Here is a 23,152-nt window from a genome sequence, read left to right as displayed (position 1 = left end):
TCAATTCCGCGGCACGGCTCGCTTGTCTTACGGAATGGTTGTTCAACTTTCTACGGAGGCGAGTTGTGAAGAAGAATGCGATGCGCGCGGCCCTGGTGGCCGGCGTCGCGGTCATGGCCGCGGGCCTTCCCGCCATGACGGCGCAGGCGGCGTCCGCCGAGGCGGGCAGCGGCGCGACGACCTCGTACGAGAGGGGTCACGTGCTGTCCTGCCAGGGCCAGGCGGGAGACAGGTCCATCCTGGTGGATCTGTACGACAACTCCCAGTACGGCTCCTTCGCGTCGGTCAACATCCAAGGACCCGACGGGGAGTACGGCGGCGGCTCTGAACCCGCGCAGTTGTTCGTGAACGGTTCGGTCTCAGCCGACGTGCCCATCGAGCACTTCGGCGAGAACGGCGGTGACGCGGGAACGGCGACGATCCGCGGCACCTACGCGCTCACCGGCGAGACGACCCGGATCCACAACGTCTACCGGGAGCCCACCTGGGTCGTCGCCACCCACGGAGTTCACCGGCAGCTCAGCTACGGCCTCACCGTCGACGTCCTCGGCGAGACCTCGTCGCTGTCCTGCCAGCCCGCTTTCGAATACGACCTGAAGGTGACGCGGACGCCCATGTGACGCGCCGCCCCGTTCACCGAGGCCGGCCGCGGATGAGGATGCGGGCGGCGCGGTGGACACCGGGGAGCCGGCCGGCTGTCACGCCCGCGGCGAAACCGCGGGCCTCGGCAGCCGGCCGGTCGCGTGAGGTCAGCTGAGCGTCGTCACGTCCAGCTGGCCCAGCCTGTGTGCCTCACGGATCTTCTTCTTGTCGAACTTGCCCACGCTCGTCTTCGGCACCGACTCGATGATCGTCCAGCGCTCCGGGAGCTGCCACTTGGCGATCTTGCCCTCGGCGGCCAGGAAGGCGCGCAGGGAGGCGAAGTCGGCGGTGGCGCCCTCCTTCAGGACGACGGTGGCCAGCGGGCGCTCGCCCCACTTCTCGTCGGGGACCGCGACGACGGCGGCCTCGGCGACGTCCGGGTGGGACATGAGGGCGTTCTCCAGGTCGACGGAGGAGATCCACTCGCCGCCGGACTTGATGACGTCCTTGGCCCGGTCGGTGAGGGTGAGGAAGCCGTCGGGGGAGATGGTGCCGACGTCGCCCGTCTTCAGCCACCCGTCCTCGCTGAACTTGTCGGCGGGGCGCAGCGGTTCGGCGTCGGGGCCGTTGTAGTAGGCGCCCGCGATCCACGGGCCGCGCACCTCCAGTTCACCGGCCGACTCGCCGTCCCAGGGCAGGCGCTCGCCGCCGGGGCCGGTCAGCCGTCCCTCGACACCGGCCGGGAAGCGGCCCTGGGTGAGCCGGTAGGCGAACTCCTCGTCGGTGCCGACCGCGTGCGCCGGCGGGCGGGCGATCGTGCCCAGCGGCGAGGTCTCCGTCATGCCCCAGGCGTGGCAGACCCGCATGCCCAGGTCGTCGAAGGCCGCCATGAGGGAGGGCGGGCAGGCCGAGCCGCCGATGGTGACCTGGGTGAGCGAGGAGACGTCGCGCGGCTTGGCGGTGAGCTCGGCGAGCAGTCCCTGCCAGATGGTGGGCACGGCGGCCGCGTGCGTCGGCTTCTCGGTCTCGATCATCCCGGCGATGGGGGCCGGCTGGAGGAAGCGGTCCGGCATCAGCATGTTCACGCCGGTCATGAAGGTGGCGTGCGGCAGGCCCCAGGCGTTGACGTGGAACTGCGGGACCACCACCAGCGACGTGTCCTGGTCGGTCAGCCCCATCGACTGGGCCATGTTGACCTGCATCGAGTGCAGGTAGATCGAACGGTGGCTGTACACCACGCCCTTGGGGTCGCCGGTGGTGCCGGAGGTGTAGCACATGGAGGCGGCCCGGCGCTCGTCCAGCTCCGGCCAGTCGTAGCCGGTCGGCTTGCCGGCGATCAGGTCCTCGTACTCGTGCACGGTCACGGAGGACCCGGCGAGCAGCGAGCGGTCGCCCGGGCCGGACACCACCACGTGCTCGACCGACGTCAGGCGGGGCAGCAGCGGGGCCAGCAGCGGCAGCAGCGAGCCGTTGACGATGACGACCTTGTCGGCCGCGTGGCCGACGATCCAGACCAGCTGCTCCGCGGGGAGGCGGAGGTTGAGGGTGTGCAGCACCGCGCCCATGGAGGGGATCGCGAAGTAGGCCTCGACGTGCTCGGCGTTGTTCCACATGAGGGTGGCCACCCGGTCGTCGTCCACGACGCCGAGGTCGTCGCGCAGGGCGTGCGCCAGCTGGGCCGCCCGGGCACCGATGTCCGCGAAGGAACGGCGGTGCGGCTCGCTCTCGCCTGTCCAGGTGGTCACCTGCGATGTGCCGTGGACCGTGGACCCGTGGGTCAGGATCCTCGAGATCAGCAGCGGTACGTCCTGCATCGTGCTCAGCACGGTGTCCTCCCGGGGCGACATTGCCAACGCGGCGGTAAGGTGTGCGCTGATTCTGCGCACATACCGCGCGGTATGTCACTAGCCGACGGTGATCGATCTGCCCGGATCGGCACCCCAAATAGGATCGGGACGGTTCATTTCCGCACAAGCCCCAGCTCAGGGTCGTCCCGCAGCTTGCCGAGGGCACGCGAGACCGCCGACTTCACCGTGCCCACCGACACCCCCAGGACCGCGGCCGTCTGGGTCTCGCTGAGGTCCTCGTAGTACCTGAGGACGACCATCGCCCGCTGCCGGGCGGGCAGCTTCATGATCGCCCGCCACATCGCGTCGTGCAGTGCCTGCTGCTCGGCCGGGTCGTCGCCGCCGGGCACCGGCTCCGGCTCGGGCAGCTCGTCGCACACGAACTCGTCGACCTTGCGCTTGCGCCACTGCGAGGTGCGGGTGTTCAGCAGCGCCCGGCGCACGTAGCCGTCGAGGGCGCGGTGGTCCTCGATCCGCTCCCAGGCGACGTACGTCTTGGCGAGCGCGGTCTGCAGCAGGTCCTCCGCGTCGCTCGGGTTCGCGGTCAGCGAGCGGGCGGTGCGCAGCAGCACCGGCTGACGCGCCCTGACGTACGACGAGAACGACGGATAGGGCAGAGTCTGCGTCGCCGGTTCGGCGGCGGTCGAGGCGCTGGTGCAGACGGGTGTGGTCATGACGTCCACGCTAGGAGCGGCGCGGGCCCGGCGGATCGGCCGCAGGTCCCGAAGCGGAATCCGCCTCAGGTTGTAGGGGTGGGGCCGGCCCCACCTACTGGAGGTGGACGATCGGCCCCGGCACACTGCGGGTTCACCCCTGGGTGCGTGTCCCTGGGCGCGTTTCTCTGGGTGCGTGTCCCTGGGCGCGCCCGAGGGGTGCTCCGGGAGCGCCCGAGGGGGAGCCCGGAGCGCCCGACGGGGGAGCCCGGGCGGCGCGCTCAGCCGTCGGCGGTCAGCAGCAGGGCCGATGTCGGCACTCCCGTGCCCGCCGTGACCAGTACGTTCTCCGCACCCGGCGCCTGGTTGACGGCGGTGCCCCGCACTTGCCGCACGCCCTCCGCGATGCCGTTCATCCCGTGCAGGTACGCCTCCCCCAGCTGCCCGCCGTGCGTGTTCAGCGGCACCGTGCGCGCGGCCACGAAGTCCGCCGCCTCCCCCCTCCCGCAGAACCCGAACTCCTCCAGCTGCATCACCACGAAGGGGGTGAAGTGGTCGTACAGGATCGCCACGTCGATGTCGGCCGGTCCCCGGCCCGCCGTCCGCCACAGCTGGCGCGCCACCACGCCCATCTCCGGCAGCCCGGTCAGATCGTCCCGGTAGAAGCTGGTCATCTGCTCCTGTGCGCGGCCCGAGCCCTGGGCGGCCGCCGCGACGACGGCGGGCGGGTGGGGCAGGTCGCGGGCCCGTTCCAGGGAGGTGACGACGACGGCCTGGCCGCCGTCGGTCTCCTGGCAGCAGTCCAGGAGCCGGAGCGGCTCCACGATCCAGCGCGAGGCCGCGTGGTCGGCGAGGGTGATCGGCCGTCCGTGGAAGTACGCCGCCGGGTTCGTCGCCGCGTGCTCGCGGTCCACCACGGCCACGTGCCCGAACACCTCCGGGGTCAGCCCGTGGGCATGCAGGTAGCGCCGGGCCGCCATGGCCACCCAGGACGCCGGGGTCAGCAGCCCGAACGGCAGGACCCAGCCGAGCGCCGCGCCTTCCGCCGACGGTTCCCGGTGCCGTACCCCGGAGCCGAACCTGCGCCCCGACCGCTCGTTGAAGGCGCGGTAGCAGACCACGACCTCCGCCACGCCCGCCGCCACCGCCAGTGCCGCCTGCTGGACGGTCGCGCAGGCCGCCCCGCCGCCGTAGTGGACGCGGGAGAAGAAGGACAGCTCGCCGATCCCGCAGGCCTGGGCCACGGTGATCTCCGGGCTGGTGTCCATGGTGAACGTGACCATTCCGTCGACGTCGGCCGGCCGCAGTCCGGCGTCCCGCAGCGCGGCCCGCACCGCCTCGGCGGCCAGCCGCAGCTCACTGCGCCCGGAGTCCTTGGAGAACTCCGTGGCCCCGATGCCGACGACGGCCGCCCGCCCGCCGAGGGCGTCCGGCGCGCGCAGGCTCATGACGCGCCGCCCGAGGCGGGGACCGCGGCCCTCACCGTGCCCGTCACCGCGGCCCTCACCGTGCCCGTCACCGTGACCGTCACCGTGCCCGTGACGTGATCGCCGACGCTGTTCGAGCCGACCACCCGGACCGTCGCGGTGTCGCCGTCGACCTCCTCGACCGTGCCCGTCAGCACCATCGTGTCGCCCGGATGGTTGGGCGCCCCGAGCCGTATGGCCACCTTGCGCAGCACGGACGTAGGGCCGAAGTGGTCGGTGACGTAGCGGCCGACCAGGCCGTTGGTCGTCAGGATGTTCATGAAGATGTCCGGGGAACCCTTCTCGCGGGCCCGTTCGGCGTCGTGGTGCACGTCCTGGAAGTCGCGTGAGGCGACGGCCCCGGCGACGATCAGGGTGCGGGTGACCGGGATCGTGAGCGGCGGGAGCTTCTCGCCGGCCCTCATGCGGCCTCCTCCCGGGGACGGAACACCGGCAGCACCGGATCCTCGCCGCCGGCCCGGAACGCGAGCCGCACCGGCAGCCCGATCCGCACGTCGTCGCAGGGCACCCCCACGACGTTGCCGACCATGCGGACGCCCTCCGCGAGTTCGACCAGCGCCACCGCGTAGGGCGGGTCGAAGCCCGGGACGGACGGATGGTGCACGACGACGTACGAATAGACCGTCCCCTCGCCGCTCGCCTCGACCGTGTCCCAGTCGGGGCAGCCGCAGGCGCCGCACCCCGGCAGCCACGGGAAGCGCAGGACGCCGCAGCCCGCGCACCGCTGGATCAGCAGACGGCGCCGCGCGACGCCCTCCCAGAAGCCGGCGTTGTCGCGGTTGACGACCGGACGGGGGCGCGGGGACGCGGTGCGCGGGGACGCGGTGCGCGGGGGGCGGGTGCTCGTGGGGCCGGTGCGCGGGGGGCCGGTGCGCGGGGGGCCGGCGTCTGGGGAGCCGGTGGGCGTGGGGCCGGTGCGCGGGCGCGCGGGGGCGTACTTGAGGATGCGGAAGCGGTGCGTGCCCGCCAGGTCGGCGCCCACCCGCACGTCCGTGCGGGTCGTGACGAACCAGCCCGTCCCCAGTCGGGTCGTCTTGGGCCCGGAGACCGACTCGATCACCGCGTCGAAGGTGATCTCGTCGCCGGGGCGCAGGGGCCGGACGTACTCCTGCTCGCAGTCGGTGGCGACGACCGCGGTGCAGCCCGCCTCGTCGAGCAGGCCGAGCAGTTCGTCGTACGCCCGCGCGTGTCGCCCGTGACCGGAGAGGCCGCCCATGGTCCACACCTGGAGCATGGTGGGCGGGGCGACGGGGTCGGGGCCGGCGTAGGCGGGGTGGGTGTCTCCCATGGCCTCGCACCAGTGCCGGATCATGGGCGCGTTGACGGGGTCCTTGCCCCGGCACGCCACGGCCGCCGCCCGGCCCTCGTACGCCTTCAGCCGCGCCTCCAGGCCATCGCTCCCCTCCGCCTCCGGCTCTCCGCTCACCATCGCCCCCTCGCCGTGACCGCCCGTCGTGACCGCCCGTCCCGGGCGGCACCGCTCCGCCGCCCCGGATGTTTCTGACTGTCCGTCAGAAACCTTGAGCTGTCAAGGAGATCACCCACGCGGGCATACGTCTGCGCGGCGGCACCGGAGTACCGCCGCAACCGCCGCGCAGACGCCTTACGACCCTTGCAAAGCACGTCCCCCCGGCCCCGAGGTCAGGGCCGTCGGCTCACCACATCGGAGCGAAGTGGATGGCGACGTTCCCGTTGCCCTGCTGGACGGCCGTGCGATCGGAGCCGTTGACCTGGACGGCGTTGCTCTGGTTCGTGGCGCCGGGGCCGACCGCGTTCTGCTGCGTGGTGGACGAGTTGCCGTAGTTGTCGAGCCCGACACCGCTTCCGACGACGCTCGCGACTCCCGCGTTCGAGCCGTCGTCCGCGAAGGCGCCGTTGTCCGCCGCCGCGACTCCGGTGAACAGGGCGGCTGCCAGCGGGAGGGCGGAGACGGCGGCGATGACGCGGGCGGTACGGATGCTTGCCATGTGCTTCCTCCAGAATCCGGCTTCCTGGCCGGAGGTCCGTCAAGTAGGCCTGTCACCGGGGCAGTCGGCCGACCGCCCCGACACTGTGCACGACGTCGCAAGACCAGGGTTGCCCACCGCATCCCCGGCGAACCACCCCGGAAGCCGCGATTCGCCCCCAAGTGCTACGGCATGCCGATAAACCCCTTTCGCCACTTCCGACCCCGGACCAGGACAGACCGTGCGACCCCCACCCCAAGCGTCGCAAGGGGTGAAGCGTTCCGGCAGAGACCCCACCCCCGACCTCCACCCCGGCGTGTCGCAACCACCCCCTCTTCCCTTTTTCGAACGCGCGTACGAGCATGGAAGTATGGCCACCACCGACCGGCAGGCCACGACGCTGGCCCTCGCGCACGCCCTGTCAGCCGCCGAACGCGGCCTGGCCGTCATCCCGCTGACCCGCACGAAACTCCCGGCCCTGCGCTCCCCCCACCGCGACGACCCCGACCCCCGCCCCTGTCACGGCGAGTGCGGCCGCTTCGGCCACGGGGTGTACGACGCCTCGACCGACCCGGCCCGCATCCGCGAGATGTTCGCCGCCGCCCCCTGGGCCACCGGCTACGGCATCGCCTGCGGCCTTCCGCCCCACCACCTCATCGGGATCGACCTCGACACCAAGTCGGGCACGGACTCCTCGGCGGCGCTGCGGGAACTGGCGCTGCGCCACCTGTTCACCATCCCCGACACGGTCGTCGTCCTCACCCCGAGCGGCGGCCGCCACCTGTGGCTGACCGGCCCGCCCGACGTCGCCGTGCCCAACTCCGCCGGCCGCCTCGCCCCCGGCATCGACATCCGGGGCGCGGGCGGCTACCTCGTCGGCCCCGGCTCCCGGACCGACCACGGCGTGTACACGACGGCTCCCGGCACCGCGCACCTCGCCCCCGCGGCGTGCCCGCCGGCCCTCCTGCGCCTGCTCCTGCCGCCGCGCCCCCTCCACCCCGCGACGCACCCGTCGGCCGGCGACCACGGCCAGGGCCTGATCCACTTCGTGCTCGCCGCGCACGAGGGCCAGCGCAACACCCGCCTGTTCTGGGCCGCCTGCCGCGCCTACGAGAACGGCATCGGCCCCGCGCTCGTCGCCCCGCTGATCGACGCGGCCCTCGACACCGGCCTGTCCGAACGCGAGGCGAGGGCGACGATCGCCTCGGCGGCCCGCATGACGGGGCGCCAGCCGTGACGGTGAGCTGTGACCGTCAGGGCGAGTAGACCTGCTCCAGCCGGTCGATGGAGCCGTCGGCACCGGTCTGGTACCGGAACACCAGGCCGGAGTCGGGGTGCGCGTCGATCCAGTCGATCAGTTCCTGCACGCCGATCCGCTGGTTCGCGCTGCTGTCCGTGATGGGGTTCGTGGCGGTGACGTACGCGGCCTGGTCCAGCGCCCAGCGGCTGTCCTCCCCGGTGACGACGAAGGGCACGCCGTCGCCGTCCCCGCCGGGGCACCCCCAGGCGCCGTGCTGGACGACGAGGTTCACCTTGCCGGTGCTGCCGTCGAGTTCCTCGACGCGGTACACGGCGAACTCGTCCGGATCGACCTCGTCCGGGGTCGGCGCCTTGTCGACGCAGCCGGCGGTGGACGCGGCGGGCTTCGCCGGGGCGGCGGGCTTGACGGAAGCGGCCGACTCGGCGCCGGAGGTCGTGGCGGACGTGCCCCCGCCGCTCCTGCCGGCCGAGGGGGTGGCCGCGGCGGCGCCGCTCGGCGTCGCGCCGGCCGCGGACGCGGACGCGGACGCGGACGCGGCGGGCGACGAGGCGGCCGCGCCGTCGCCCGCCGCTCCGGTTCCGCCGCCTTCCTGGCAGGCGGTGAGGACGGCGGCCAGCGCGACGGCCGTGAACGCGAGGGCTGCGGGTCTGAGACGGTCGGCGTTCATCTGGGACATCCCCCTGCTCAAGGACGACCCGATCGGCCGCACCCCGGAGCGGGAACGTAGCAGCGGCCCCCACCGCACCACAGCCCCCGGCGAACGGATGTCACAGACGCAGGACAGACCCGTCACACCCCCCGGACAGGCGTGACACCCCACACGCGGAGACCCGGGACACACGGACGGTCTCCGCCCCGGGCCACCGAGGACGGGCCACAGCCGCCCGGGACGGGAACGGCCCCCGACCGGAGGCCGAAAGCCAGGTCAGGGGCCGCGTCACACTGCGGTGGGTGTGGGATTTGAACCCACGGTGACTTGCGCCACGACGGTTTTCAAGACCGTTCCCTTAGGCCGCTCGGGCAACCCACCCCGCGCCGGCCGGTCATCGGCGGCGCGGGGACAAGAGTAACGGGTCGGTGCGCGGGTGTGCGGGTCAGTTGTCGCCGACGCGGGCGCCGAGAGTGAGGTCGACGGTGCGGGACTTGCCGCCGCGCTCGTAGGTGATCGTGACCTTGTCGCCGGGCTGGTGGGTCCAGATCTCGCCGATCAGGGTGGGGCCGGAGTCGATCACCGTGTCGTCGAGCTTGGTGATGACGTCACCGGGCTTGAGGCCGGCCTTGGCGGCGGGACCGCCCGGCTCGACCGAGGCGGAGCCGCCCGAGCCCTGGTCGGTGATCTTCGCACCGTTGGAGGAGTCCTCCAGGGAGACTGAGGCGCCGATCTTCGCGTACACCGGCTTGCCGGTCTTGATCAGCTGCTGGGCGACGTACTTGGCCTGGTTGATCGGGATGGCGAAGCCCAGGCCGATCGAGCCGGACTGGCTGGTGCCGCCCAGGCCGCCGCTGCCGGTGGACTGGATCGCGGAGTTGATGCCGATGACGTTGCCCTGGGCGTCGAGGAGCGGCCCGCCGGAGTTGCCCGGGTTGATCGACGCGTCGGTCTGCAGGGCGCTCATGTAGGAGGCGTTGCTGCCGGTGCCGTCGCTGGAGGCCACGGGCCTGTTCTTGGCGCTGATGATGCCCGTCGTCACCGTGTTGGACAGGCCGAAGGGGGCGCCGATGGCGATCGTGGAGTCGCCGACGGCGACCTTGTCCGAGTTGCCCAGCGTCAGCGGCTTGAGGTCGGACGGGGCGTTCTTGAGCTTGATGACCGCCACGTCGTAGCCCTGGGCGTGGCCGACGACCTCGGCGTCGTACTTCTTGCCGTTCGGGAAGGTCGCCGTGAGTTTGCCGCCGTCGACCGCGTCGGCGACGACGTGGTTGTTGGTGACGATGTGGCCCTGGGTGTCGAAGACGAAACCGGTGCCCGTGCCACCCTCGCCGCTGGTGGACTCCGCCTGGATGGTGACGGTGCTGGGCAGCGCCCGGGCGGCGACGGCCGCGACCGTGCCCGGGTCGCGCTTGATGGAGCCGCCGCTGTCGGAGGCGGAGACCGTGGTCGAGCCGGTGTTGTCGTCGTTCTTGGCCAGGGTGTAGCCGAGGCCGCCGCCCAGGCCGCCGGCGACGAGCGCGGCCACCAGGATCGCGGCGACCAGGCCGCCGCGTCCCCGGCCGGACTTCGGCGCGGGCTGCTGGTGGGGCGAGCCCCAGCCGCCGCCCGAGTCGCCTCCCGCGTCGGCGTAGGACGGGGTGGCGGGGGGCGGGGGCGGCCAGGCGGCGTCGGCGGCGGAGCCGGCCGGGCCGGCGGAACCGGCCGGGCCGTAGCCCTGCGCGTCGGGGGCCGGGCCGGCGGGGCCGTAGCCCTGGGGGCCGCCCGCGGGGGACGGCGTGAACGGCGCCATAGGTGCGCTGCCCTCGCGGGCGGCGGGCGCCGAGGGAGCGGGAGCATCCACCGGCACGGGAGGTGCGGACGGGGCCGGGGGTACCGCGGTGCCCTCGTTCTCGGTGCTCACAGCTTCTCTCCTCGATCCACGGCTGTTGTCTTGGGTCACACTGGTTCACGCTGGTCGACGGCCCGGCGCGCGGCAGCTGTGCACGTCTTTTTGTATGCCGTCAGCTTTTCCCATGGTCCGTCAGGGCACCATAAGCGGCTGCTGTGAGTACGGGGCCATCCCTTATATGGGTCATGTACGACAAAAAGGGCGCAATCTCGACTCCGCCGAGAGCACGCTTACCCCCTTCTCGGTGGCACCATGACGCGGTGACCCTCGCACGGCAGCACCGGATCCAAGTCGTCGCCCACCGCGGAGCCTCCGAAGAGGCCCCGGAGCACACCCTGGCCGCGTACCGGAAGGCGATCGAGGACGGTGCCGACGCCCTCGAATGCGACGTACGCCTCACGGCGGACGGCCACCTCGTCTGCGTCCACGACCGTCGCGTCAACCGTACGTCCAACGGCCGCGGTGCGGTCTCGGCGCTGGAGCTCGCCGATCTCGCCGCCCTGGACTTCGGGTCCTGGAAGACGCGGGACGCCTGGCGCACGCGCGACGAGGAGCCGGACTGGGAGCACCGGCCCGAGGACCGCGAGCACACCGCCGTGCTGACCCTGGAGCGGCTGCTGGAGCTGGTCGCGGACGCGGGGCGCCGGGTGGAACTGGCCGTGGAGACCAAGCACCCCACCCGCTGGGCCGGGCAGGTGGAGGAGCGGCTGCTGGTGCTCCTGAAGCGGTTCGGACTGGACGCGCCGGCCTCGGCCGAGGAGTCGCCGGTACGTGTGATGAGCTTCTCGGCGCGCTCGCTGCACCGCGTGCGCGCCGCCTCGCCGACGCTGCCGACGGTGTACCTGATGCAGTTCGTCTCGCCCCGGCTGCGCGACGGACGGCTGCCGGCCGGTGTCCGGATCGCGGGCCCCGGCATCCGGATCGTGCGCAACCACCCGGCCTACGTGGAGCGGCTGAAACGGGCCGGCCACGAGGTGCACGTGTGGACCGTGAACGAGCCCGAGGACGTGGATCTCTGCGTCGAGCTGGGCGTCGACGCCATCATCACCAACCGGCCCCGGGCGGTGCTGCACCAGCTCCGCGGGTGACCGGGCCGCAGGTGGCCGGCCGCGGGGCGACCGGTGAAGACCTCTGAAGAAAAGCTTGACCTCACGACACACCTACAGCATCTTCAGTCTCGGCCACATCGCAAGAATCCAGCCACACGACTACGGGGAGTGCTCCGGCGCGTTCGCTGTGTGTTCGCTCGTTTCGAATGCGTCACCGCACCGGGATTGGCCGGTTTCCGGTACAGGCCAATGGGGCATCCACACCGTGGCGTGGGGCGAAGGAGGTCTCGGGGGTGGCGTTGGTGGTGGCACAGGAGGTGCCCACGTCGTCGAGCATGGCCGTACCCCATGGCCCTGCGGGCGTGGGCGAGGCAAGGCACCGGATGCGCGAGCAGCTGCGCAGGGGCGGGGTCTCGGAAGCGGTCATCGACGATGCCGTACTGATTCTGTCGGAGCTGTTGAGCAACGCGTGCAAGCACGGCCGGCCGCTGGGCGACGCCCTGGCCGGGGACGGTGACGTCCGGGCCGCGTGGCGGGTCGACCCGTGCGGCAGGCTCACGATGGAGGTGACGGACGGCGGCGGTCCCACCCGGCCCGCACCGGCCACGCCCTCGGTCACCGCGCACGGCGGCCGCGGGCTGAACATCATCACGGCGCTGGCCGACGACTGGGGCGTACGCGACGACGTGCGCGGTGAGGTCACCGTATGGGTGGTGGTCCACCAGGACGTTCATGATCCGGACGCCGGGTACCGCCGCGACGACTTCGCTACGCGTGTCACGGCCCCGTCCCTGTCCGCGATACGCGGACTGACCGGTCTGGACTTCGCGGGCGCGTTCGACGACCTGGACTGACTGACCCTCCGGACGACCTGGACCGACCCTCCGGGCGACCTGGGCCCACCCATGGGCGACCCGGACCGACCGTCCAAGCGGCCTGGACCGGCATCCCGGCGGCCTGGACCGGCATCCGCGGGGCGTTCCGCCCGGCCCCGGACGGCACGCGGGCCGCGTCGTCCACAGGCTCCCGTGTCCCGTGGCGTGAACGGCTAGGCTCCCGCCCGTACCAGACAAGCCGTAACCGGGAGACCCCACGATGGCCAAGAAGCGACCTCAGACGAAGGCCAAGCGCCCCCAGACCAGCGTCGGGGCCGGCGCCGCAGGCGCTGATGGACAGATTCCGGTTGTCGGCGCCCGCGAGCCCTGCCCGTGCGGCAGCGGCCGCCGCTACAAGGCCTGCCACGGCCGGGCCGCCGCGCAGGCCGTGACCGAGCTGGTGCAGCGTCCCTTCGAGGGGCTGCCCGCCGAGTGCGACTGGGTGGCGCTGCGCGAACTGGTCCCGGCGGCCACGGTGGAGCTGACGCTCAAGGACGACCTGCCCGAGGGCGTCCCGTCGGTCACCCTCGCCACGGTGCTGCCGATGGCCTGGCCGGCGCTGCGCCGCGACGACGGCTCGGTGCTGCTCGGCCTGCAGAACGACACGGCCTCCGGCGACATCAGCCGCGACCTCGCCGACACCCTCCAGCGCGCCCTCACGGCCGAGCCGGGCACGCCGGTCCAGGGCCGCCGCGCTCCCGCCGACGGTCCGCGGCTGCAGGATCTGCTCGACCCCGAAGGCGCCTTCGAGCCAGTTGTGCACAGCGGCTTCGAGTTCTGGGTCCCGGACTCGGAGAACGCGACCCCGGAGGTGACCGCCTCCCTGGAGCGGGCCAACGCCGCGGCCATCCCGACGGTCCGGCTGACCGGCGTGGACGCCGCGTACTGGTGCCGGACGCCGGAGAAGAACCATCTGCGGTGGGTCATGCCGCACGAGGAGGAGCGGCTTCTGGACGCCCTCGCGCGGCTGCACGCGGCGGGCCGGTCGAACCTCGGCGAGGGCACCCGTCTCGTGGGCTCCTTCCGCGCTCACGGGCTCACCGTCCCGGTCTGGGACCTGCCGAGCGAGGTCGGCGCGGAGGACGTGGAGAAGCCGGCGGCCGAGTTCGCCGAGCGGCTGGCCGACGCCCTCGCCGCGGACGCCCCGCTGACCGCCGACGAGCGCCGGGCCCGCGGCGGCCTGACCAACCGGCAGGTCACGCTCAGCTGACAGCCGTGCGAGGGGGGGTCCGGACGGCCGTCCGTCCGGCCGGACCGGCCCCCGCGCGGACCGGAAACTTCCCTCACAACTCCCTTGCCGGGCAAGCGGATAGGTGACTGGAAAGCCCGGATGGAATTTGCGAACCGCCGATCTCTTGTTACCGTTCCAGTAGCCCGGTTGCTGGTGCATCCCCCGTCGCCAGCAACCGGGTCTTTTCATGTGCACGGTTCTTCACAGAGGGTCGCAGCCTGTCAACTGGCCGCTACCGCAAGGGTGTTGACGCCGGATCGCGGGCGTCGTCGGCCTGCTCCGGGACGCTCACTGGCGCCAGAGGGCGTCAGAGAGCACCGGCGGGCGGTGGTGCGGCCGACGGCGGCAGGCGGCGGTGCAGCCGACAGCGACGGGGCTGCCAACGGCGACGGTGCAGCCGACGGCGACGGTGCAGCCGACGGCGACGGCCCGCGCGCGCCCGGGCCGGCACCGTCACAGCTCGGGCGCGCTCACACCCGTACGCGTGATGGCCTCGACGACGGCGTCCACCACGGCCTCGACGTCGGGCACCCAGGGGGCGGCGGAGCCGGGCAGCGGCGCGCGCTCCCAGCGGATCTCGCCCTCGCCGGTCTCGGACGGGGGCAGCGCGATGTAGCCGCCCTCGCCGTGGAAGCGGAGGGAGCCGGGGACGAAGTCCTTGGCGTACAGCAGCTCGCCCAACTGCTCCATGGAGTACGGCTTGACGAGGATCGCCCAGCGGCTGGGCGAGGCGACGACCGGACCCAGGCGCATGCCCGCGCGGTCCAGGGCGGTCAGGGCATGCGCGGCGGCGAGGGCCGGCAGGCTGACCGCGCAGGGGGCCTTGCCGCCGGTGGCCAGGATGATCGGCGCGGTGGGGCGGTTGGTCCACCACCAGCGCACCATGCGGGCGTCGGCGGTGGCCGCGAGCAGGCCGGGGTCGAAGGGATGCGCACCGGGCACCGTGCACTCGGGGTCGGGGCAGCCGCAGCGCCCCTTCAGGTCCGCTGTCACGCCGGGGAGCACGGGCCACTGCCATCCGGCTGCGAAGGTCAGGGCCGCGCTGATCGACTCAGGCCTCCCGTCGCTGCGCTGGGACAGGAGCCTGCGTCGCCTTCCGAGGATCTCGCGCATGAGCGCTCGTTCCTTTCCGTTGCACCGCTGGCAACACCGTGGGCCACATCACACCATGTGTAGATCACTTCACTGTGCGTACCTGTTGGCGCGTCACACCCCTGCCGGAAGCACAGGGAAACCCCTCTTGGCCGAGCGTCGGCTGCGTCCGCGGCAGCCTCGCCCTTGCTGCGTCTGTCAAAAGCACGGCCGTGGCGTGGGGGTGGCGAAGTCTGGCGTTTTGCGTCGCGCGTATTTCTCTTCGCCTCCGCCACGGGAGGATGGGGCACGGCCGTCGGTGGATAGGACGCCCGGGTCGGTCACCAGGTTCCGGGCGACTGCCAACCGCCCCTGGCCTTCTCCGAGTACGTACCCATCACGACCGCTGTGACGCTCCGTGGAGCAAACCCAGTCGACCGCAATGCCCCGTCGCCCGAGTCATTTTTAGGCCAACTTTGCTTTTTAGCAAGGGGTCCACTGAGTCCTCAGGGACACCAGGAATCCCCGCAGGACAATGCTGGACATCCCCTTACGAGTGCGTGTACATGTGGAGACACTGCCAGCGGCGCAGAACGACATGGGGGTTTGCGATGCTTTTGAGCAGTACGCACCGGTCGGAAAGCCGGTTGCCATGAATGCCCCTCACCCTCCGAAAGTGGCCGGAATCGATTCAACGGTTCCGGCTCCCGCACACACTGTCGCGCCCGTGTCCGTCGTCTCGGGTACCTCGCCGGTCACGCCGCCAAACCCGCCCTGCGCCCTGCTCCAGGACCGCCTCGCCGGCTGGGTCTCGGACCTCACGACCCTCCACGAACTGACCGAACGTCTGGTGCGCACGGACGCGCTCTCGGACGCCCTGACCGAACTGCTGCGCGCCGGGTCCGCCCTCGTGGGCGCCCGGCGCGGCCTCGTCGTGCTCGAGCCCGGCGACGGGCTCGGGCCGGACACCACGATCGGCCTGGGTCTCGCCCACGCGGACCTCGGTCACATCGAGACCGTGCCGCGCAGCGCCATGTCGTACGGGAGGATCCTGGACGGACTGCCGGGCTGCGACCGTGAGATCGCCCAGCCCGACCTGCTCTCCGAGGACGGGCTCGACCCGCGCCACCGCGAGGTGGCCGCCCGCCTCGGCTACGCCGCGAGCTACGCCCTCCCCCTGGCCAGCGACGCCCTGGGCCGCGTCGGCGCCGCCGTGTGGCTGTACGACGAGCCCGCCGAACCGAGCGAACGCCAGCGTCACCTCGTCGGCCTGTACGCCCGCTACGCCGGTGAGCACCTGGCCCGGCTGGTGGAGGTGGAACGCGCCCGCACCCGCGTGGCGACGATGGCCGAGGAGCTGCTGCCGTCCCGGCTGCCCCGCGTCGCCGGCGTCCAGCTCGCCGTGCGCCACCGCACCGGCCCGCGCGGGGGCGGCGACTGGTACGACGCGCTGCCGCTGCCGGACGCGGCGCTGGGTCTCGCGGTCGGCTCGGTGACGGGCTCCGGGCCCAGCGCGGTCGCCGCGATGGGCCGCCTGCGGGCGAGCCTCAGGGCGTACGCGGTGATGGAGGGCGAGGACCCGGTCGCCGTGCTGTCCGACCTGGAGCTGCTGCTCAGACTCACCGAGCCCGCCCGCTCCGCCACCGCCCTGTTCGGCTACTGCGAGCCCGCGCTGCGCAAGATCACGCTGGCCGGTGCCGGGCACTGCCCGCCGCTGCTGCTCGGCGAGGGCCGCACGGAGTTCGTCGAGACGTCCGTGTCCGCGCCGCTCGGCATGCTCGCCTGCTGGGAGGCGCCGAGCGTGGAGATGCGGGCGGGGCTCGGCGAGACGGTGCTGCTGTACACCGACGGGCTGCTGCACCGCACCGGCGACGCGATCGACCGCGCCTTCGCCCGGCTGCACGCGGCGGCGGCCGGCGTGCCCCGGGTGCTGCGCCACGACCCCGACGCGGTCGCCGACCACGTGCTGCGCACGATGCTGCCCGACGGGCTGGACGCGGCCGACAGCGCGGACGACGTCGTTCTGCTCGCGGCGCGTTTCGACTGACCCCGGGCGAGCCGGGGCGCGCGTCTCGGCACGTACACCGCCATACAGACGTCTCCAAAGGCATGTCTCTGCACGCGCACGTCCCCGCACGCGCGTGCCGCCGTGCGCGGTGACGCGCCGCTGCCCGCGGTAACAGGTCCTCGCGGCCTGGGCCCCCTTCCGTACGACCGTACGATGGAGCGGTCCTGTGCCGTATCAAGGAGGATGACCGTGGCTGATGAGCTCTCGGCTGTGACCGACGGAGCTGCTGCCGCAGCGGCCCCGGAGGCTTCCGAGGAAGAGCCGATCGAGCAGCGCAAGAACGGCCTGTACCCAGGTGTCTCCGACGAGCTGGCCGAGAACATGAAGTCCGGCTGGGCCGACACCGAGCAGCGCGACCTGCGGCCGATCGCCCAGGCCGCCGAGACCGCCGCCCGCCGCGCCGCGCTGTCCGCACGGTTCCCGGGCGAGCGTCTGGTCATCCCCGCGGGCAACCTCAAGACCCGGTCGAACGACACGGAGTACCCCTTCCGCGCGTCGGTCGAATACGCCTATCTCACCGGCGACCAGACCGAGAACGGCGTACTCGTACTGGAGCCGAAGGGGGACGGCCATGTCGCCACGCTGTACCTGCTGCCCCGCTCGAACCGCGAGAACGGCGAGTTCTGGCTCTCCGGCCACGGCGAACTGTGGGTGGGGCGCCGGCACTCGCTGACCGAGGCGGCGAAGCTGTACGGCATCCCGGTCGCCGACGTGCGCGAAGTCGCCGACAAGCTGCGCGGGGCCACCGGCCCCGTGCGCGTGGTGCGCGGCTACGACGCCGGCATCGAGGCGGCCCTGACCGACAAGGTCACCGCCGAGCGCGACGAGGAGCTGCGCGTCTTCCTGTCCGAGGCGCGGCTGGTGAAGGACGCGTTCGAGATCGGCGAGCTGCAGAAGGCCGTCGACTCCACCGTGCGCGGCTTCGAGGACGTCGTACGGGTCCTCGACCGGGCCGAGGCCACCAGCGAGCGCTACATCGAGGGCACGTTCTTCCTCCGCGCGCGCGTGGAGGGCAACGACGTCGGCTACGGCACCATCGCCGCCGCGGGCCCGCACGCCTGCACCCTGCACTGGGTGCGCAACGACGGGCCCGTGCGCTCCGGCGACCTGCTCCTGCTGGACGCGGGCGTGGAGACGCACACCTACTACACGGCCGACGTCACCCGCACGCTGCCGGTCAACGGCCGCTTCACCGAGCTCCAGAAGAAGATCTACGACGCGGTGTACGAGGCCCAGGAGGCCGGCATCGCGGCCGTGCGGCCGGGCGGCAAATTCCGCGACTTCCACGACGCGGCGCAGCACGTGCTGACCGAGAAGCTCGTCGAGTGGGGCCTGGTCGAGGGTCCCGTGGAGCGGGTGCTGGAGCTCGGGCTGCAGCGCCGCTGGACGCTGCACGGCACCGGGCACATGCTCGGCATGGACGTCCACGACTGCGCCGCCGCGCGCGTGGAGTCGTACGTCGACGGGACGCTGGAGCCCGGCATGGTGCTCACCGTCGAGCCGGGGCTGTACTTCCAGGCCGACGACCTGACGGTGCCCGAGGAGTACCGGGGCATCGGCGTGCGCATCGAGGACGACATCCTGGTCACCGAGGACGGCAACCGGAACCTCAGCGCCGCGCTGCCACGCCGGTCGGACGAGGTGGAGGCGTGGATGGCCGCCCTGACGGGCAGCAGGGACGGCAAGGACAGCAAGGACAGCAAGGACAGCAAGGGCTGATACGCAGCGGATGGCCGGGTACCAGTGGGGTGCCCGGCCATTGACGTGCCCGGATGCACGTGCCCGGTCATGCGACATGCCCGGATGCGCGTGCTTGGACGCACGTGCCTGGAAGCGCGTGCCCGGACGTACATGCCCGGATGCGCGTGCCCGGACGCACGTGCCTGGATTCACGTACCTAGGGGGAGGGTCTTCGTGGAGGACTTCTGGTCCGGTGTCGGTGTCGATCTGCATCTGGAACCCGAGGCCGGGGACGGCCGGCGCATCGGGCTTGAGCGGGCGCTGCGGGACGCCGTGCGGGACGGCCGGCTCGCGCCCGGCACCCGGCTGCCGGCCACCCGGCGGCTCGCCACCGAGCTCGGGATCTCGCGGGGCACGGCCAAGGCGGCGTACGACCAGCTCGTCGCCGAGGGATATCTGACCGCCCGCCAGGGCTCGGGCACCCGGGTGGCCTTGCTGCCCTCGGTCGACACCGGCACGCCGGAGGCGGCGGCGCACGCGCGCGTGCCCCGGTTCGACCTCAGGCCCGGCAGCCCGGACGTCGGGGCGTTCCCGGCGGCGGCCTGGCTGCGCGCGCTGCGCCGCGCCATCGCGACGGCGCCCCTGCTGGCGTACGACTACGGGGACCCGCGCGGCCGCGTCGAGCTGCGCACGGCGCTGTCGGGGTACCTGGGGCGGGCGCGGGGCGTCATCGCGCCGCCCGAGCGGATCGTGATCACCTCCGGGTACGTGCAGGGACTCGCGCTCCTCACCCGCGTGCTGGGCGGCGCCGGGATCGCCATGGAGGACCCCGGCCTGCCCTTCCACCGGGAGGTGGTGCGGCACAACGGCGGGACCGTGGTGCCGGTGCGGGTGGACGGACGCGGCGTGTGCGCGGAGGAGTTGGGGGACGTCGGCGCGGTCGTCGCCACCCCCGCGCACCAGTACCCGACCGGGGTGACGCTGCACCCGGAGCGGCGGCGGGCGCTGACGGACTGGGCACGCGCGCGTGGCGGGCTGATCGTCGAGGACGACTACGACGGGGAGTTCCGCTACGACCGCCAGCCCGTCGGCGCGCTCCAGGGCATGGCGCCCGGGCAGGTCGTCTACCTCGGCACCGCCTCCAAGACCCTCGGCCCCGCGCTGCGGCTCGGTTGGATGGTGCTGCCGCCGGACCTGGTCGACGCGGTGGCCGATGCCAAGCTGCACAGCGACCACCACACCGAGACGATCGGCCAGCTGGCGCTCGCCGAGCTCATCGACAGCCACGCCTACGACCGGCACGTGCGCGCGGGCCGGCTGAGGTACCGGCGGCGCAGGGACCAGCTCCTGGACCGGCTCGGCTCCCGGCGCGCGGTGCGCGGGATCGCGGCCGGGCTGCACGCGCTCGTGGAGGTCGCCGACGAGGCGGACGTCCTGGCGCGGGCCGAGGCGGAGGGGTTGGCCGTCGGGCACCTCGGCGACCACTGGCACACCCCCGGCGAGGGACGGCCGCAGGGGCTCGTCGTCGGCTACGGGACACCGCGGGAACGGGTGTACCCGGAGGCGCTGGAGGTGCTGGCCAAGGTCCTGGACGGAGCCTGACCGGCCCGGCGCCGGCCCGTGTTGGGCCATCGGAGCGGGTTCGGATTGGATCTGCCGAGCGGTCCATTCCCTGCCTAGCGTTGGCGGCATGACCAATCGCCTCGTCCCTCCCGCGGGTCCGCGACGCGTCCTGGCGCTGGCCCAGTTGTCCCATTCGATCGGCGACGGCGCCTACTACGTGACCTCGGCGCTGTTCTTCACCCGGGTGGTCGGGCCCCCGGGCGCGTGGGGCTCGGGCTGACCCTCGCGTGGGCGGCCGGCTCGGCGGCGGGGGTGCCGCTCGGGCGGCTCGCCGACCGGCGCGGGCCGCGCGGCACGGCGGTGCTGCTCGCGGCGGCGACCGGGCTCGCGGTGGCGTCCTTCCTCGTCGTGCGCGGTTTCGTGCCGTTCGTGGCGGCGGCGTGCGCGTACGCGACCGCGCAGTCGGGGCTCGCGGCGGCCCGGCAGGCGCTGGTGGCGGGGCTGGTGCCCGCGGGGGAGCGCACCGGGCTGCTCGCGCGTCTGCAGTCGACGCTGAACGCCGGGCTGGCGGTGGGCGCGGGACTCGGCGGGCTCGCGCTGCAGGCCGGGACGCGGGAGGCGTATCTCGCGGTGCTGGCGCTGGACGCGGTGAGCTTCGCGGCGTGCGCCGGGATGCTGTCGCGGCTGCCGTCGGTGCCGCCCGCGACGTCGGTGCCGCGCGCGCTGTCCGTGCCGCCCACACCGCCCGTGCCGCCCGCGACCTCCGTGGCGCCCGCGACCTCCGTGGCGCCCGCGCCGGTGGGTCGGCGGGACTCCCTCGGGGTGCTGCGCGACCGTCCGTACGCCCTGCTCGCCCTCCTCAACGCCGTGCTGCTGCTGCGAATGCCGGTGCTCAGCCTGGGGCTGCCGCTGTGGATCACGGAGCGGACCGGCGCACCGGTCTGGCTGGTCTCCGCGCTGTTCGTCCTGAACACCGTCGGGGTGACGCTCCTTCAGGTGCGCGCAGCCCGCTCGGTCACCGGGCTCGCGTCGGCCACGCGCGTCCTGCGGCGGGCCGGATGGGTGATGTCCGGGGCGTGCGCGGTGTTCGCGCTGTCGGCGGGGGTGTCGCCCCGGCTCGCGGTGGGCGTCCTCGTCGCGGGGGCCGTGCTGCAGGTGGTCGCGGAGACGGGGCAGTCGGCCGGCTCCTGGCAGCTGTCGTTCGACCTGGCCCCGGCCGGCCGGGTGGGCGAGTACCAGGGCTTCTTCGGCACCGGGGTGACGGTCGCCCGGACGCTGGGCCCGCTGGTGCTGACCTCGCTGCTGGTGGGGTGGGGGACGCCGGGGTGGCTGCTGCTGGGCGGCGTGACGGTCGCGGCGTCCTACGCGATGGGGCCGGCGGCGCGCCGGGCCGCCGCCGGCCGGACGGGCGCAGACCTCAGGCGGCCGGCAGCGGTGAAGTGACCGACAGCGATGAGGTGACCGGCAGCGATGAGGTGACCGGCAGCGGTGCGGTGACCGGCAGCGGTGCGGTGACCGGCAGCGCGTCCAGGAACAGCGCCCCCGCCAGCAGGCCCGCGCTCCCCCGCGGGCTTCACCCGCGCGCGTCCAGGTCGGCGTCGAGGGCGTGCAGGGCCTCCCGGCCCGCCCCGGTCGCCGTGCCGCCCGCCTCCAGCACCGCGCGGGCGCCCGCCTGCACGTGCCGGAGGCCCACCGGGCCCGCGGTGTACAGCAGTTCCGTGTCCTGGAGGGTGGACATCACGGTCAGCAGGGCGTCGAGCCGGGCCTGTTCCTCGGTGGCACCGGCCGAACGGGCCGCGGCGAGGGCGTCCGACGCCCGCCGCACGTGCGGGAACCCGGCCCTCGCCTCGCCCCGGGCCCCGGCGGCGCCGTACTTCGCCGAGATCGACGAACCGCGTGAGGGACGGCGCGGGGCGCCCCGTTCGGTGTGGGCGGCGATCCGCTTGGCGACGGCGGTGACCTCCGCCGCCTTGGCCCGCGGGCCGATCGCGGCCGCCGCGACGAGGAAGCCGAGTATCCACAGGGCTCCCCGGTGGCCGCCGCCCGCCAGGCCCACCGTGTGCTCGGTGGACCGGCCGATGGCGCCGAGTTCGGCGCGCAGCCGCGGGGTGGGCTCGCCGGTGCGGCGGGCGGCGGCCATCGCCGCGAGGCCGGGCGCGAGCGCCTTGGCCGACCAGCGCAGGGTGCGGTGATCCTGGCGGGCGGGTACACCGAGGTCGCGCGGGTCGGGCAGGCCGGGCTTGGGAGCCAGGGCCAGCTGCCCGGTCAGCGCCGCCACGGCGGCCCGCGCCAGCGTCTCGTCCTCGCGGCTGCTCATGACCGCACTCTACGAGGAGGACGCCGACGGGGAGGCGGAGTCGCCCGGAGCGCCGCTCGGCGGCGTCCCCGTCGGGGCGTCGCCCGGCGGGGTGCCCCCGCCGCCGCTGCCGGCGCCGGTGTTCTCGGCGTCCGGATCGATGCCGAGGATGAGGAAGCCCTTGTAGCCCTTCGACGGGTCGCTCTTGTGCACGGCCTTGAGGGTCAGCAGCCCGCTGGAGGCGCCGCCGCCGTCGTAGACCATGTCGTCGGCGAGGCGGGTGTAGGTGCCGGTGTGCTTCGCGTACGGATCGAGGGCGAAGATCTCCTCGGCGATGTCGTCGTCGAAGAACAGCTGGCCGGTGTGGTTGACCTTGCCGCCCTCGTAGGTGCCGTCCTCCTTCGCGCCGCCCGTGTGCACCTTCACGTGGATGTGGCAGGTGCGCGGCGTGTACCAGCCCGGGAAGATCGTCTCGAACTTCACCACCCCGTTGGCGTTGGCGATCTGGTAGCCGCGCAGGTACGTGTCGTCGTTCGCGCTGTCGCCCTCCTCGCTCTCCGCGGGCGCGGAACCGCCGGGGTTGGCGGTGGTGTAGCCGGAGTAGTAGCCCCAGGCGTCGCAGTGCCAGATCTCCACGGCGGCGCCCGCGACCGGGGTGCAGCCGTCGGTGGCGTCGACGACGGTCAGGCGCAGGGTCAGCGGGACGCCGCTCTTGCCCTCGGTGATGTCCTTGCGCACCAGCGCGCCGTCGAGGTAGTAGGGGCCCTCGGTGACGCTCGACATCAGGGTCGTGCACGCGGAGCCGGTGGAGGTGGCGGTGGCCGAGGCGGCGGCAGAGGTCTCGGAGGCCGTGTCCGCGAACGCCGTCTGGTAGCCCGCGACGGCCAGGCCGCCCGCCGCGACCGTGCCGCCGGTCACCGCGAGGGCGCGGCGACGGCTGATCGATGTGTCCTTGTGGTTTCCCGTCATGCCCAGGACAGTAGGAACGCCGTCCGTCAGGGAG

Annotated in this window: 18 protein-coding genes, 1 tRNA gene and 2 pseudogenes; 9 read left to right on the top strand and 12 right to left on the bottom strand. The window is 73.2% G+C overall.

Annotated features, from left to right (window positions below):
* Positions 1-65 precede the first annotated feature (65 nt).
* Positions 66-620 (top strand): hypothetical protein, encoded by a 555-nt coding sequence (locus ACH4ZX_RS11790; RefSeq protein ID WP_398271185.1) that lies wholly within the window; start codon positions 66-68, stop codon positions 618-620.
* 129 nt (positions 621-749) lie between these two features.
* On the opposite strand, the gene ACH4ZX_RS11785 is transcribed toward ACH4ZX_RS11790, so the two are convergent.
* From ACH4ZX_RS11785 to ACH4ZX_RS11760, 6 genes are all read right to left on the bottom strand, one after another.
* Positions 750-2,429, bottom strand: a complete 1,680-nt coding sequence (locus ACH4ZX_RS11785) for a long-chain fatty acid--CoA ligase (protein ID WP_398271183.1) — start codon at positions 2,427-2,429, stop codon at positions 750-752.
* A 113-nt stretch (positions 2,430-2,542) separates the two neighbouring features.
* Complete coding sequence (locus ACH4ZX_RS11780) at positions 2,543-3,103, bottom strand: SigE family RNA polymerase sigma factor (protein ID WP_398271181.1); 561 nt, start codon at positions 3,101-3,103, stop codon at positions 2,543-2,545.
* 260 nt (positions 3,104-3,363) lie between these two features.
* The gene (locus ACH4ZX_RS11775; RefSeq protein WP_398271179.1) at positions 3,364-4,530 is read right to left on the bottom strand and encodes a lipid-transfer protein; all 1,167 of its coding nucleotides are present in this window, start codon (positions 4,528-4,530) and stop codon (positions 3,364-3,366) included.
* Complete coding sequence (locus tag ACH4ZX_RS11770) at positions 4,527-4,973, bottom strand: MaoC/PaaZ C-terminal domain-containing protein (protein WP_398271177.1); 447 nt, start codon at positions 4,971-4,973, stop codon at positions 4,527-4,529. Before ACH4ZX_RS11770 ends, ACH4ZX_RS11775 begins: the two co-directional genes overlap by 4 nt.
* On the bottom strand, positions 4,970-5,998 hold the full coding sequence (locus ACH4ZX_RS11765) for an OB-fold domain-containing protein (RefSeq protein ID WP_398271175.1): 1,029 nt from the start codon (positions 5,996-5,998) through the stop codon (positions 4,970-4,972). The genes ACH4ZX_RS11770 and ACH4ZX_RS11765 overlap by 4 nt, the downstream gene beginning before the upstream one ends.
* A 226-nt stretch (positions 5,999-6,224) precedes the next feature.
* Positions 6,225-6,536, bottom strand: coding sequence for a hypothetical protein (locus ACH4ZX_RS11760; RefSeq protein WP_398271173.1), 312 nt, complete (start codon positions 6,534-6,536; stop codon positions 6,225-6,227).
* Positions 6,537-6,885: 349 nt separating this feature from the next.
* Between ACH4ZX_RS11760 and ACH4ZX_RS11755 the strand changes: the two genes are divergently transcribed.
* On the top strand, positions 6,886-7,752 hold the full coding sequence (locus tag ACH4ZX_RS11755; protein WP_398271171.1) for a bifunctional DNA primase/polymerase: 867 nt from the start codon (positions 6,886-6,888) through the stop codon (positions 7,750-7,752).
* Positions 7,753-7,768: 16 nt separating this feature from the next.
* Here ACH4ZX_RS11755 and ACH4ZX_RS11750 read toward each other — a convergent pair whose 3' ends face one another.
* The 3 genes from ACH4ZX_RS11750 to ACH4ZX_RS11740 all read right to left on the bottom strand — a co-directional run bounded on the left by ACH4ZX_RS11750 (position 7,769) and on the right by ACH4ZX_RS11740 (position 10,328).
* Complete coding sequence (locus tag ACH4ZX_RS11750; RefSeq protein WP_398271169.1) at positions 7,769-8,443, bottom strand: hypothetical protein; 675 nt, start codon at positions 8,441-8,443, stop codon at positions 7,769-7,771.
* Between the two features lie 278 nt (positions 8,444-8,721).
* Positions 8,722-8,806, bottom strand: a tRNA-Ser gene (locus ACH4ZX_RS11745).
* A 64-nt stretch (positions 8,807-8,870) separates the two neighbouring features.
* Positions 8,871-10,328 carry a S1C family serine protease gene (locus ACH4ZX_RS11740; protein WP_398271166.1) on the bottom strand — a complete coding sequence of 486 codons (1,458 nt, stop codon included), beginning with the start codon at positions 10,326-10,328 and terminating at the stop codon, positions 8,871-8,873.
* Positions 10,329-10,576: 248 nt separating this feature from the next.
* Here ACH4ZX_RS11740 and ACH4ZX_RS11735 point away from each other — a divergent pair, with 248 nt between their 5' ends.
* From ACH4ZX_RS11735 to ACH4ZX_RS11725, 3 genes are all read left to right on the top strand, one after another.
* Positions 10,577-11,404, top strand: a complete 828-nt coding sequence (locus tag ACH4ZX_RS11735; protein ID WP_398271163.1) for a glycerophosphodiester phosphodiesterase — start codon at positions 10,577-10,579, stop codon at positions 11,402-11,404.
* 167 nt (positions 11,405-11,571) lie between these two features.
* Positions 11,572-12,219, top strand: a complete 648-nt coding sequence (locus ACH4ZX_RS11730) for an ATP-binding protein (RefSeq protein ID WP_398271160.1) — start codon at positions 11,572-11,574, stop codon at positions 12,217-12,219.
* A 241-nt stretch (positions 12,220-12,460) separates the two neighbouring features.
* Positions 12,461-13,450, top strand: a complete 990-nt coding sequence (locus ACH4ZX_RS11725; RefSeq protein WP_398271157.1) for a DUF5926 family protein — start codon at positions 12,461-12,463, stop codon at positions 13,448-13,450.
* A 474-nt stretch (positions 13,451-13,924) separates the two neighbouring features.
* Here ACH4ZX_RS11725 and ACH4ZX_RS11720 read toward each other — a convergent pair whose 3' ends face one another.
* Positions 13,925-14,584: a bifunctional DNA primase/polymerase gene (locus tag ACH4ZX_RS11720; protein WP_360746480.1), complete on the bottom strand. Its 660-nt coding sequence runs from the start codon at positions 14,582-14,584 to the stop codon at positions 13,925-13,927.
* A 493-nt stretch (positions 14,585-15,077) separates the two neighbouring features.
* Here ACH4ZX_RS11720 and ACH4ZX_RS11715 point away from each other — a divergent pair, with 493 nt between their 5' ends.
* The 4 genes and pseudogenes from ACH4ZX_RS11715 (at position 15,078) to ACH4ZX_RS11700 (ending at position 21,296) form a co-directional block, all read left to right on the top strand.
* On the top strand, positions 15,078-16,589 hold the full coding sequence (locus tag ACH4ZX_RS11715) for a PP2C family protein-serine/threonine phosphatase (RefSeq protein WP_398271153.1): 1,512 nt from the start codon (positions 15,078-15,080) through the stop codon (positions 16,587-16,589).
* Between the two features lie 204 nt (positions 16,590-16,793).
* Entirely contained in the window at positions 16,794-18,329 is a 1,536-nt protein-coding gene (locus ACH4ZX_RS11710) for an aminopeptidase P family protein (protein WP_398271150.1), read from the top strand.
* A 195-nt stretch (positions 18,330-18,524) separates the two neighbouring features.
* Positions 18,525-19,892, top strand: coding sequence for a PLP-dependent aminotransferase family protein (locus tag ACH4ZX_RS11705; protein WP_398271147.1), 1,368 nt, complete (start codon positions 18,525-18,527; stop codon positions 19,890-19,892).
* 88 nt (positions 19,893-19,980) lie between these two features.
* Positions 19,981-21,296: pseudogene (locus ACH4ZX_RS11700) on the top strand (MFS transporter).
* Here ACH4ZX_RS11700 and ACH4ZX_RS11695 read toward each other — a convergent pair.
* Positions 21,271-22,170 (bottom strand): annotated as a pseudogene (locus tag ACH4ZX_RS11695) (triphosphoribosyl-dephospho-CoA synthase). The pseudogenes ACH4ZX_RS11700 and ACH4ZX_RS11695 overlap by 26 nt on opposite strands.
* A 9-nt stretch (positions 22,171-22,179) precedes the next feature.
* On the bottom strand, positions 22,180-23,118 hold the full coding sequence (locus tag ACH4ZX_RS11690; RefSeq protein ID WP_398271144.1) for an intradiol ring-cleavage dioxygenase: 939 nt from the start codon (positions 23,116-23,118) through the stop codon (positions 22,180-22,182).
* Positions 23,119-23,152: the final 34 nt, after the last annotated feature.

Source organism: Streptomyces sp. NPDC020490, assembly GCF_044335305.1.
Lineage (GTDB): Bacteria > Actinomycetota > Actinomycetes > Streptomycetales > Streptomycetaceae > Streptomyces.
The sequence above is the reverse complement of the archived record's forward strand: the minus strand, read 5'-3'. Positions and strand labels throughout refer to the sequence as shown.